9 protein-coding genes and 1 pseudogene are annotated in these 12,378 nt (G+C 31.6%); all 10 read right to left on the reverse strand.

What is annotated here, in order from left to right; all coding sequences use genetic code 11:
* Positions 1 to 38 precede the first annotated feature (38 nt).
* Positions 39 to 1,700: a hypothetical protein gene (locus RSF37_RS13415; protein WP_332564892.1), complete on the reverse strand. Its 1,662-nt coding sequence runs from the start codon at positions 1,698 to 1,700 to the stop codon at positions 39 to 41.
* A gap of 180 nt (positions 1,701 to 1,880) precedes the next feature.
* A complete protein-coding gene (gene ilvC, locus RSF37_RS13420; protein ID WP_332564893.1) occupies positions 1,881 to 2,885 on the reverse strand; it encodes a ketol-acid reductoisomerase in 1,005 nt (334 codons plus the stop codon).
* Positions 2,886 to 2,905: 20 nt separating this feature from the next.
* Positions 2,906 to 4,576 (reverse strand): biosynthetic-type acetolactate synthase large subunit, encoded by a 1,671-nt coding sequence (gene ilvB, locus RSF37_RS13425; protein WP_332564894.1) that lies wholly within the window; start codon positions 4,574 to 4,576, stop codon positions 2,906 to 2,908.
* Positions 4,577 to 4,596: 20 nt separating this feature from the next.
* Positions 4,597 to 6,255 carry a dihydroxy-acid dehydratase gene (gene ilvD, locus RSF37_RS13430; protein WP_332564895.1) on the reverse strand — a complete coding sequence of 553 codons (1,659 nt, stop codon included), beginning with the start codon at positions 6,253 to 6,255 and terminating at the stop codon, positions 4,597 to 4,599.
* Between the two features lies 1 nt (position 6,256).
* Positions 6,257 to 7,342, reverse strand: a complete 1,086-nt coding sequence (leuB, locus tag RSF37_RS13435; protein WP_332564896.1) for a 3-isopropylmalate dehydrogenase — start codon at positions 7,340 to 7,342, stop codon at positions 6,257 to 6,259.
* A 42-nt stretch (positions 7,343 to 7,384) separates the two neighbouring features.
* Positions 7,385 to 7,870, reverse strand: coding sequence for a 3-isopropylmalate dehydratase small subunit (leuD, locus tag RSF37_RS13440; RefSeq protein WP_332564897.1), 486 nt, complete (start codon positions 7,868 to 7,870; stop codon positions 7,385 to 7,387).
* Positions 7,871 to 7,889: 19 nt separating this feature from the next.
* Entirely contained in the window at positions 7,890 to 9,149 is a 1,260-nt protein-coding gene (gene leuC / locus RSF37_RS13445; RefSeq protein ID WP_332564898.1) for a 3-isopropylmalate dehydratase large subunit, read from the reverse strand.
* Between the two features lie 17 nt (positions 9,150 to 9,166).
* Positions 9,167 to 10,759: a citramalate synthase gene (cimA, locus tag RSF37_RS13450; RefSeq protein ID WP_332564899.1), complete on the reverse strand. Its 1,593-nt coding sequence runs from the start codon at positions 10,757 to 10,759 to the stop codon at positions 9,167 to 9,169.
* 36 nt (positions 10,760 to 10,795) lie between these two features.
* Entirely contained in the window at positions 10,796 to 11,311 is a 516-nt protein-coding gene (gene ilvN, locus RSF37_RS13455) for an acetolactate synthase small subunit (RefSeq protein WP_332564900.1), read from the reverse strand.
* Between the two features lie 428 nt (positions 11,312 to 11,739).
* Positions 11,740 to 12,378, reverse strand: a pseudogene (locus RSF37_RS13460) (phosphoglucosamine mutase); the annotation flags it as partial.

Below are 12,378 nucleotides of genomic sequence, written 5' to 3' on the forward strand. Positions count from 1 at the left end.
AAAAAGGTAATGCTTTATTTTAAGCATTACCTTTTATATTATGAAATTTTACTTCTATTTCTTTTAATTATATAAATTATCATACTTATTAAAGTAAGTATAGTAACTATATCACCAATTTTCATAAGCGTAGTTCCAGTATAATCAACTTCTAAGTGACCACTCTTAATATTAGAAACATCAATTTTAACAACCATATCTTTGCCATGAGTTGCTTGTCCTTTTTCTACTTGTCCATCTTTAGACGTTATTTTATACGAATAACCTTTATAATATAATAATGGTAATTCTATATAACTATTATCTTTACTAACTTTATAATCTAAATTAATTAAAGTTCCTTTTTTCTTATAGTTAGTATAAGCGAATTTCTTATCATTACTTGTTACAACAGGGCCTCTTTCTTTAAGTTTCTTAGTTGTGGCTCCATCTGGCAAGTACTCTCCCATACCGATATCTGAACCATGTGTTTTTATATAATTAGAAAAATCAACATCAATAACTTTTGTATTCTCTAAAAATTCAACTGTACTAACTAATGACACTACTGATATAACTGTTATTAATAATACAATTATTGTCTTATTAATCTTCTTTGGCATTAATTCATCCATAGAATATCCAAGTGCTATACAGAGTAATGGCGTTGCTATTAAGTTTAGTCTCCATGCAAATTGTATATTGTTATATATTTTTATTTTTTCACATATTAAGTGTAATACTGGAGTCTTTAAAGTTAATAAAAATGATATAACTCCAACAATAAAACAAATTGTTACAAACCTATTTTTCCTCTTCATAGGAACAAAAATATATATAATAGATGCAAACAGTAATATGTACCCAATTGAATATAACATCCATGAACCATCAGTTAAAAGTTTACTAATTGAAGATGCATTTTTATATGCAAATGGGCTTACTTCTTGAACTGAAAACTTACCACTTGTCATCTGTTCAATTATTGGCACTAAAGTGTAGCTAGTTAATAAAAGTGTAGTAACTGCTGATATTATTGAATATAGTATCCTCTTTGGTTCTTTTATTAATCTTCCTATACTTAATAAGTATATAAGACCACACATTATTGAAACTATAAATACTGATAAAAGATGTGATAGTACGATTCCACTCATTCCTATAGTTAGTATGTACCACTTTTTATAATCTTTATATAATAATTCATAAGCACCTAAAATTATAATTGGTATAAATATAAATGCCATGTACTCTCCAACCGCTGCTCTTGTATATAAATCTGTTATTTTATATTGAGCAAAAATGTAAAATATTGATATATATAGTGCTTTATTACTACTTTTTAATATTCTTTTTGTAGAGAAATACATTGTAAATGTTGCAAAAATAGTACAACATGACATAAATATCTTGTATGAATCTACTAAGCTAACACCTAATTTTCTTATTAATGCAGGAAAGTAAAGAAGTAAGTCTGGATAAAAAAGTCCGTTACCATACCCATATCCAAATAAAGTTTCTGGCATTATATTAACAGGAAAATGTCCATAATTAAGTCCATTTTTTATGTCTTCTATTCTAAGTAAATGAAAGAAATAGTCATCTCCTCTTATTACTTTTGATGATAGCATTGGTATTAATGTTATTCCTGTAACTATCAGTAATATTACATATATGTATAGCTGATTCTCTTTCTTTCTTGAAATTTTCTCTTTTGTCATTTAAAGATTATCCTCCATTTCTTGATTCTCTCACTATAATAATAGTATTTAAATATGTACTTTTTTATAATATTTTATTAACATTAGTACGCAAATAAAAGCCACATGATATCATGTGGCTTTTACCCGTATATATATTTTTAGGGAATGTCTTAAAAAAAGACACCTTGGGTAGCAATATTAATCTAGTTCTTTACTATCAATCCAGCTCATCATCTCTCTAAGTTCTCTTCCTACTTTTTCGATTTGATGCTCTTTCTCATTTCTTCTCATCGCATTAAAATGTGGTCTTCCTACCATATTTTCAGTTAACCAATTTCTTGCGAATGTTCCATCTTGGATTTCAGATAAAACTTTCTTCATTTCTTTCTTAGTTTCTTCTGTTACTATTCTATTTCCAACAACATAATCCCCATACTCTGCAGTATCTGAAATTGAATATCTCATCATACTCATACCACCTTGATATAGTAAATCTACTATTAACTTCATTTCATGTAAACATTCAAAGTAAGCATTTTCTGGTGCATATCCAGCTTCAACTAAAGTTTCAAATCCAGCTTTAATAAGTGCTGTACATCCTCCACATAAAACTGCTTGTTCTCCAAAAAGATCAGTTTCTGTTTCATCTTTAAATGTAGTTTCTAAAACTCCTGCTCTAGCGCCACCAATTCCATTTGAATATGCTAAAGCCAATTCTCTAGCATTACCTGTTGCATCTTGATATACAGCTATAAGACATGGAACACCTGAACCTTCAGTATAAGTTCTTCTTACCATATGTCCTGGACCTTTTGGCGCAACCATAAATACATCAACATCTGCCGGTGGAACTATTTGATTATAATGAATATTAAATCCATGGGCGAATACTAATGCATTACCCGCATCTAGATTTGGTGCTACTTCTTCCTTATATAATTTGGCTTGCTTCTCATCTGGTACTAAAATCATTATAATATCTGAAACTTTAGCTGCTTCTTTTACTGATAAAACTTCAAGTCCAGACTCTTTAGCTCTATTTACAGATTTACTTCCTTCATATAAGCCAACTACAACATCAATTCCACTCTCATGTAAATTTAATGCATGTGCATGTCCTTGGCTACCATAACCAATTACTGCAACCTTCTTACCTTTTAATAATTGTAAATTTGTGTCCTTTTCATAAAACATCTTTGCCATAACTATTTCCCCCTTCTATTTTAAACATCTTCTTCATTTATTATTTGATTAATAGGTGCTCCAGGAGCAACCATCGGAAATACCTTTTTATCACTATTAATTACATAATCTATTACAACTAACTTATCACTTTGTAATGCTTCTTTTAATACTGGCATTACTTCTTCAACTTCTGTAATCCTGAAACCAACACCACCAAAAGCTTCTGAAAGTTTCACAAAATCAGTGTTTCTATTAAGTGTTGTTGCTGAATATCTTCCCTCATAGAATAAGCTTTGCCACTGTCTTACCATACCTAGTGAATTATTATTCATAATTATTACTATAATTGGCAAGTTATTAGAAACAGCTGTTGCAAGTTCATTACAGTTCATTCCAAAGCTTCCATCGCCAGCAATATTTATAACTTTTGCCTTTGGTCTTCCAAAACTTGCACCTATTGCTGCACCAAGTCCATATCCCATAGTTCCAAGGCCACCTGAAGATATAAAACTTCGCTCTCTCTTTGTATTAAAGTATTGAGCTGCCCACATTTGATGCTGACCAACTTCTGTTGTTATTAGTATATTTCCATCTTCATTTAATTCATTTAACTTATCAAACAAATATTCTGGAGTTAATTTTTCTTCATCTATTTTTTTGTTATTACTCTCTTTTACTCTACCTATCTTACGCTTCCACTCATCATGATTATTATCACTTACTAATGGAATCAATCTTTCTAATACAACTTTCAAATCCCCAATTATAAAAGAATCAACTTTTATATTTTTGTTTATTTCTGCTGGATCTACATCAATGTGTATAACTTTTGCATTTGAAATATTTTCTGGATCTGTTATAACTCTATCTGAAAATCTAGCTCCAAGTGTTATAAGTAAATCACATTTTGTTGCTGCAATATTTGATGCTTTAGTCCCATGCATGCCAATCATTCCAGTATATAAATCATGTTCTTCGCTTATTGCACCCTTTCCCATAAATGATGTACAAACAGGTGCATCTATCTTTTCTGCAAAAACTTTAAGTTCTTCTAATGCTTCTGATAAAATAACACCGCCACCTGCATATATAAGTGGTTTTTTTGAATTGTTTATCATATATGAAACAAGCTTTAAAGCCTCATCTGTTATATACTCATCTTTCCTCTTAGCTTCTTTACTTTCAATATTCAAATACATTGTTTTACTTGCCGTAACGTCCTTTGGTATATCAATTAACACAGGTCCTGGACGTCCTGACTTTGCTATAATAAAAGCTTCTTTAATAACCTTTTGAAGGTCTTTAACATCTTTAACTATATAATTGTGTTTTGTAACAGGCATTGTTATTCCTTGAATATCAACTTCTTGAAAGCTATCTTTTCCAAGGAGAGGCTTATTTACGTTACCTGTAATTGCAACCATTGGTATTGAATCCATATATGCTGTTGCAATTCCCGTTACTAAATTCGTTGCACCTGGTCCTGAAGTTGCAATGCAAACTCCAACCTTTCCAGTCGCCCTTGAATATCCATCTGCTGCATGTGCAGCATTTTGTTCGTGACATGTCAGTATATGATTTATCTCATCTTTATATTTATAAAGAGAATCGTATATATTAAGTACTGATCCACCAGGATAACCAAATAGTGTATCAACACCTTCATCTATTAAGGATTTAACTAATATTTCTGCCCCTGTTAATAACATATAGCCCCCTCCTTTAAATTTTATTTATATACTGCGCCTGTACTAGCTGAACTAACAAGCTTTGCATACCTTGATAAATAACCACTCTTTATTTTAGGTTCTGGCATTACAAGATTTTCTCTTCTTATATTAAGTTCCTCATCAGAAACTTTAAGTTCTAATTTTCCTTTTTCTATATCAATTAATATGATGTCACCATCTTTAATTAGCCCAATTTCTCCACCTTCAGCAGCTTCTGGAGATACATGACCAATTGCAGCTCCTCTTGTTGCACCACTGAATCTTCCATCTGTGATAAGTGCTACTGATTTATCAAGACCCATACCAGATATTGCAGCAGTTGGTGATAACATTTCTCTCATTCCTGGTCCACCTTTTGGTCCTTCATAGCGAATTACAATAACATCATTCTCTACGATTTCCCCTCTAACTATTGCATCTATAGCTTCCTCTTCTGAGTTAAAAACTTTAGCTGGCCCTTCATGCTTTAGCATTTCAGCTCTAACAGCTGACTTCTTAACTACAGCACCATCCTTTGCTATATTTCCTTTTAAAACTTTAATTCCACCAGTTACACTGTATGGAGTTTCTATGTCTTTAACTACTTCTCTATCAATTACTATATTGCCTTCTATGTTTTCACCTTGAGTTTTACATGTAGCTGTAATACAATCTAAATTTATTAAATTTTTCTTTGAAAGTTCATTCATAACAGCTGTAATTCCACCTGCTGAGTATAGATCTTCAATATGCGTTTGTGATGCTGGTGCTAATCTACAAAGATTTGGAGTTTTCTCTGAAACTTCATCTATAATATCTAAATTCATTAAAACTTTTGCTTCATTGGCTATTGCAGTTAAATGAAGTACTGAGTTTGTTGAACAACCAAGTGCCATATCAACAGTTAATGCATTTTTTATTGCTTTTTCAGTAACAATATCTCTAGGCTTTATATCTTTTTCTAAAAGTTTCATTATTGCTTTTCCAGCTTCTTTAGAAAGTCTTATTCTTTCTGAATAAACTGCTGGTATAGTTCCGTTACCTGGAAGTCCAAGTCCTAATACCTCTGTTAGACAATTCATTGAATTAGCAGTAAACATCCCTGAACAAGACCCACATGTTGGACATGCCTTATTTTCCATTTCACATAACTCTTCTTTTGACATTTTATTAGATTCATATGCTCCAACCGCTTCAAACATAGTAGATAAGGAAATAGCGTCTCCTTTAAACTTTCCTGCAAGCATTGGTCCACCACTAACTACAATAGCTGGTATATTAAGCCTTAATGCTGCCATTATCATACCTGGCACTATTTTATCGCAGTTTGGAACTAAAACTAATGCATCAAATCCATGAGCTAAAGTCATACATTCAATTGAATCTGCAATAAGCTCTCTTGTCGCTAATGAATACTTCATCCCAATATGCCCCATAGCAATCCCATCACAAACTCCTATAGTTGGAAATACAAGTGGTGTTCCTCCATTTGCAAGGACACCTTTCTTAACACCTTCAATAATATTACCTAAATGTACATGCCCTGGAATAATATCATTTTGAGAAGTTACTATACCAATCAACGGTTTATTAATTTCATCTTCTGTAAGCCCTGCAGCTTTAAATAATGATCTATGAGGAGCTTTTGATGCTCCCTTTTTTACTAAATCGCTTCTCATTCTATACTTCAGCCCCTTCTACTTCACTTATAACAAGCTTTGCCATGTCCTTTGTTCCAATACATTTCATTCCTTCGCTCATTATATCTCCTGTTCTATACCCTTTTTCTAAAACAGTTACAACAGCTTTTTCTAAAACATTAGCTTCTTCTTCTAAGTTAAAGCTATATTTAAGCATCATTGCTATTGATAGTATTGTCGCTAATGGATTTGCTATTCCTTTTCCCTGAATATCAGGTGCACTTCCATGTATTGGTTCATACATTCCAAAGCTCCCCTCTCCAAGAGATGCTGATGGTAACATTCCAATTGACCCTGTTATCATACTAGCTTCATCAGATAATATATCTCCAAACATATTATCAGTTACAATTACATCAAATTGCTTTGGATCTTTGACTAACTGCATTGCTGCATTATCTATATATAAGTGATTTACTGAAACTTCCGGATAATCACTTGCCATCTCATTAACTATTCCTCTCCAAAGTCTTGAACTTTCAAGAATATTGGCTTTATCAACACTAGTTAATTTCTTTTTTCTTTTCATTGCTGATTCAAAACCTATTTTAACTATTCTTTTTATCTCATCTTCGTTATATCTTAAAGTATCATATGCACTATCTAATCCGTTTACTTTTTCTCTTCCTCTTCTTCCAAAATATATTCCACCTGTAAGTTCACGTACAACAAGGATATCTATACCGTTACCTATTATGTTAGATTTAAGTGGTGATGCATCTTTAAGTGGTTCATAAAGTAACGCTGGCCTTAGATTACAATAAAGATTTAAACCACCCCTTAATCCTAAAAGAGCTTGTTCTGGTCTAATATTTGAAGCTTTACCATCCCACTTTGGTCCACCAACTGCCCCTAATAAAACTGAGTCATTTCTCATACATCCTTCTAAAGTTTCAACTGGAAGCGGTGTACCATAAAGGTCTATAGAAGCTCCTCCAGCTTTAAAGTATTCATAATCAAAACGATGTCCAAACTTATGTCCTATAGCATTCAAAACTTTTATGCTTTCCTCCATAACCTCTGGTCCTATTCCATCTCCAGGAATAACAGCTAAATTATATTTCATTTTAAAATCCCCCCTTAATATATACAATTTAATACTTATTGCTTATTTATCATTTATATACCCTATTAACCCATTACTATTTATTATTTTCTGCATGAACTCTGGAAATGCTTGCCCCTTATACTCTTCATTTTTAGTTAGATTCTTTATTATTCCGTTATCAAAATCTATTTCTAATTCATTTCCTTCTTCAATGTTATCTACAGCCTCCGCGCACTCTAATATAGGTAACCCTATATTTATAGAGTTTCTATAAAATATCCTTGCAAATGTTTTTGCAATTACACAGCTAACCCCAGCTGCTTTTATTGCAATTGGAGCATGTTCCCTACTGGATCCACATCCAAAGTTTTTATTTGCAACTATAATATCTCCTGAATTAACATTCTTTATAAAGTCTTTATCAATATCTTCCATACAGTGAAGTGCAAGCTCTTTATGATTTGATGTATTTAAGTATCTTGCTGGTATTATTACATCAGTATCAACATTGTCCCCATATTTAAAAACTCTGCCCTTTGCCTTCATTTAAATTCCCCCTTACTTTTTAGACTAATTGTGGATCTGTTATTTTACCTGTTAACGCTGATGCCGCTGCAACTGCTGGACTTGCAAGATATACTTCTGATTCAACATGACCCATTCTTCCAACAAAATTTCTATTTGTTGTTGAAATAGCTCTTTCTCCTTTTGCAAGTATACCCATATGCCCTCCAAGACATGGTCCACATGTTGGAGTTGAGACAACAGCCCCTGCACGAACTAAGTCTTGAACTATTCCTTCTTCTATAGCCTTAAGATATATTGCCTGTGTTCCTGGGAATACTATGCATCTTATCCCCTTTTTTACTTTCTTATCTTTTAATATATCTCTTGCAATTCTAAGATCTGACATTCTACCATTTGTACAAGAACCAATTACAACTTGATCTATATCAATATCATGAATGTTATCTATTATCATTGTATTGTCAGGTAAGTGTGGGAAAGCTACGGTTGGCCTAAGCTTACTTAAATCAATCTCATACACCTTCTCATACTCTGCATCCCTATCAGCCTCATACACTTTGAAATTTCTACTTGAATGCTCCCTTAAATATTGCTCAGTCTTTTCATCTACTGGGAATATTCCATTTTTACCTCCAGCTTCAATTGCCATATTTGCCATTGTGAATCTATCGTCAATTGAAAGATATTGTAACCCATCTCCAAAGAACTCCATTGATTTGTAAAGAGCACCATCTACTCCTATCATCCCAATTATATGAAGAATTATATCTTTCCCTGATACCCACTTTGCTGGCTTATTTTTAAGAACAAATTTCAAAGCGCTAGGTACTTTAAACCAACACTTTCCAGTTGCCATTCCAGCTGCCATATCTGTTGATCCTATTCCAGTTGAAAATGCTCCAAGTGCTCCATAAGTGCATGTGTGTGAATCCGCTCCAATTACTACATCACCAGCTACAACTAAACCTTTTTCAGGTATTAAGCAATGCTCTATACCCATTTCTCCAACTTCAAAGAAATTTTCTATCTCTTTATCTTTTGCAAACTCTCTTATATATTTACATTGCTCCGCAGCTTTAATATCTTTATTTGGAGTGAAATGATCTGGTACTATAGCTATTTTTTCTTTATTAAAAACTTTGCAGTCTCCAAACTTTTTGAATTCTGTAACGGCAACAGGTGTCGTTATATCATTACCTAACACCAAATCTAATTTTGCCTCTATAAGTTGTCCTGGTTTTACATTTTTAAGACCTGCATGGTCTGCAAGTATTTTTTGTGTCATCGTCATTCCCATACCTTTTAATCCCCCTTTTAAAAATACGTTTTTACTTCTCTTTCAATATCTTTAATTAATTTATATTCTATTGAATCTACAAGTGCTATCCAGCTTGCTTGAATCACATCTCTTGATACCCCAACTGTGCTCCAATTCTCAACACCATCTGTAGACTCTATTAATACTCTAACTTTTGCTCCTGTTGCACTTTCTGAATCTAATACTCTAACTTTATAATCAACAAGCCTTACATCTTTAAGCTTTGGATAAAATACTTCAAGTGCTTTTCTTAAAGCTTTATCTAGTGCATTTACAGGGCCATCTCCCTCTGCTGCACTTATTTCTTCTTTTCCATCAACATTAATATTAATCATTGCTGATGATGCAAACTCTGCATTAAAGGAAGGTTGTTCCCCTATTATTTTAAAATGATTTAGCTTGAAGAAAGGTTTATACTTGCCTATTATCTTTCTCATTACAAGTTCAACTGTACCTTCAGCACCTTCAAATTTGTATCCTTCATATTCTAATTCTTTTAACTTCTCTGTTACGTTAGTCACTTCTTTACTATTTTTCTCTATATTTGGGAAAATCTTTTGAATTTCATTTAAGATTGTACTCTTTCCGCTTACTTCTGATATTAGAAATCTTCGCTTATTTCCTACTATTTCTGGATTTATGTGTTCGTATGAATTTGGATCCTTGCATACTGCATCAATGTGCATTCCACCTTTATGTGCAAATGCTGATGTTCCAATGTATGGAGCTTCATCTTTTAAAGAAAGGTTTGATATTTCAGATATATATCGTCCTATTGCCGTTAATCTATTTAAATTTTCTTCACTTATAACATCGTAATTTAGTTTTAGTTTTAATGTTGGAATTATTGAGCTTAAATTTGCATTACCACATCTTTCTCCAATTCCTAAAAAAGTACCTTGTATGTGAGTTGCTCCACCGCTTATACTCATAATTGAGTTTGCTACAGCCATTCCAATATCATCATGACAATGAACTCCTATTTTAGAGCCAACATTTTTTATAGTACATTCTGTAATACTTTTTATTTCCTCTGGAAGTGATCCTCCATTAGTGTCACAAAGCACAACTGTTATTGATCCAGCTTCCTTTGCTACCCTTGCCGTAGCTAAAGCATACTCTTTATTCTCTTTATATCCATCAAAGAAATGCTCACAATCAAATATTACTTCTTTGCCTTTACTTACTAAAAACTTTATCGTTTCTTCTATCATTTTTAAGTTTTCATCTAATTCAGTTTTTAAAATATTTTTAACTTGATATGCTGAGGATTTTCCAAATATAACAACTACTTTAGTCTCTGCCTCTAATATATTTTTTAAATTTGTATCATCATAAACTTTTATATTAGGTCTTCTAGTTGATCCAAAGGCTGCTATTTTAGAATTTATAAGATTTAACTTTTTTATTCTCTTAAAGAACTCCATATCTTTAGGATTTGATCCAGGATTTCCAGCTTCTATATACGTAACTCCTAATTCATCAAGTGCTTTAACTATCTTTAACTTATCTTCTAATGAAAAACTTATACCTTGTCCTTGAGCACCATCTCTTAAAGTTGAATCAAATATTTCAATGCTTCTACCCACATACTCACCCCCTATTTAGTTTTTATAATAATATTTTTAAATTCCTAAAAACTCTTCATGATTCTTTATTGTCTTATCTCCTCTTTCAAGGGCTGTTACACCGGTTCTCACAAGTTCCTCTATTCCGTACTCTTGCATTAAATTTATAATTGCTGAAATTTTACTTTCATCTCCAGTTAATTCAATAGTTAAAGTTTCTTTTGAAATATCTATTATTTTACTTCTAAATATTTTAACTACTTCATTTATAGATGCACGTTTTTCTGCATCTGCTTTAACTTTTATTAAAACCAATTCTCTATATACTGCATTTTCTGGCTTTAAATTTTCTACACTTATTATTTCAACTAATTTTTTAAGTTGTTTCTGAAATTGTTCTAAAATATCATCATCCCCATTTAATGATATTGTCATCCTAGAAACATCAGGGTCTTCCGTTTTTCCTACTGAAAGGCTGTCTATATTATATCCTCTCCTTGAAAATAGGCCTGACACTCTGCTAAGCACTCCTGATGAATTCCTAACTAGTACAGATAAAACATGTCTTTTCATAAAATTTCCCCCTTTTCATCTTAAAATTATATAAAAAAACCACCCTTATTCATGCAATAATAAGAAGTGGGTATAGTACGTCCTAATTTAAAAATATTGCTAGGTTCCATCAAACCCTTTAATTTAAATTTATTGTTATTTAAAATAATACTATTACTTTTTCCTTAAGTCAACAAATTATCAATTATTTTACAATAAGATAATATAAAGTTATTTTGATTGATTTTTTTAACTATTTACTAATATAAATGTACTTTTTTTAACTTTTAGTTAAAAATTCCAAGTATAACTTTACTTATTGCTATAATAATAGCTATATATTTATCATTTCAAAATAGACATTTCGAATAATTTGTCTTTTTCTTTTAATTAAATAAAAAAAAGCCTAAAAATATGAAAACATATTTTTAGGCTTTTAAAATCACATATTATTTACATTTAGCTAATATCATATCTGCTAGATTATGAGCTAATTTATCAATTTCTTCTTGATCTTCACCCTCTAACATAACTCTTACTAATGGTTCAGTACCTGAAGGTCTTATTAAAACTCTTCCTTTACCATCCATTAATTTTTCCATTCTTTCTATTTCTGCTATTATTTCAGCATCTTTTAAATAAATATCTTTCATTTCATTAGGAACTGTAGCATTTACTAATACTTGTGGAAGTTCTCTCATGATTGAGCATAATTCACTTAAAGTCTTCTTATTTCTTCTAACTATTGATGCAACTTGAAGTGCTGTAACTAGTCCATCACCTGTTGTATTACATTCTAAGAATATTATATGTCCTGATTGTTCCCCACCAAGTACATATCCTTTTTCAAGCATTTCTTCTAAAACGTATCTATCTCCAACTTTAGTTTTTTCAAGATTTATTCCAACTTTCTTACAAGCTATATCTAAACCTAAATTACTCATTACAGTAACTACTAAAGTATCATCTTTAAGTCTTCCTAGCTCCTTAAGATGATTTGCACATAGTGCTAATATAAAGTCTCCATTTATAAGGTTTCCTTTTTCATCAACAGCTAGACATCTATCTGCATCTCCATCAAAAGCAAA

The organism is Clostridium sp. (genome assembly GCF_036643715.1).
Taxonomy (GTDB): domain Bacteria; phylum Bacillota; class Clostridia; order Clostridiales; family Clostridiaceae; genus Clostridium.

Coding starts and splice junctions, on each gene's coding strand:
- RSF37_RS13415 (WP_332564892.1), bottom strand. CDS start 1,700: ATGACAAAAGAGAAAATTTCAAGAAAGAAAGAGAATCAGCTATACATA.
- ilvN (WP_332564900.1), bottom strand. CDS start 11,311: ATGAAAAGACATGTTTTATCTGTACTAGTTAGGAATTCATCAGGAGTG.
- leuD (WP_332564897.1), bottom strand. CDS start 7,870: ATGAAGGCAAAGGGCAGAGTTTTTAAATATGGGGACAATGTTGATACT.
- ilvC (WP_332564893.1), bottom strand. CDS start 2,885: ATGGCAAAGATGTTTTATGAAAAGGACACAAATTTACAATTATTAAAA.
- ilvD (WP_332564895.1), bottom strand. CDS start 6,255: ATGAGAAGCGATTTAGTAAAAAAGGGAGCATCAAAAGCTCCTCATAGA.
- leuC (WP_332564898.1), bottom strand. CDS start 9,149: ATGGGAATGACGATGACACAAAAAATACTTGCAGACCATGCAGGTCTT.
- leuB (WP_332564896.1), bottom strand. CDS start 7,342: ATGAAATATAATTTAGCTGTTATTCCTGGAGATGGAATAGGACCAGAG.
- ilvB (WP_332564894.1), bottom strand. CDS start 4,576: ATGTTATTAACAGGGGCAGAAATATTAGTTAAATCCTTAATAGATGAA.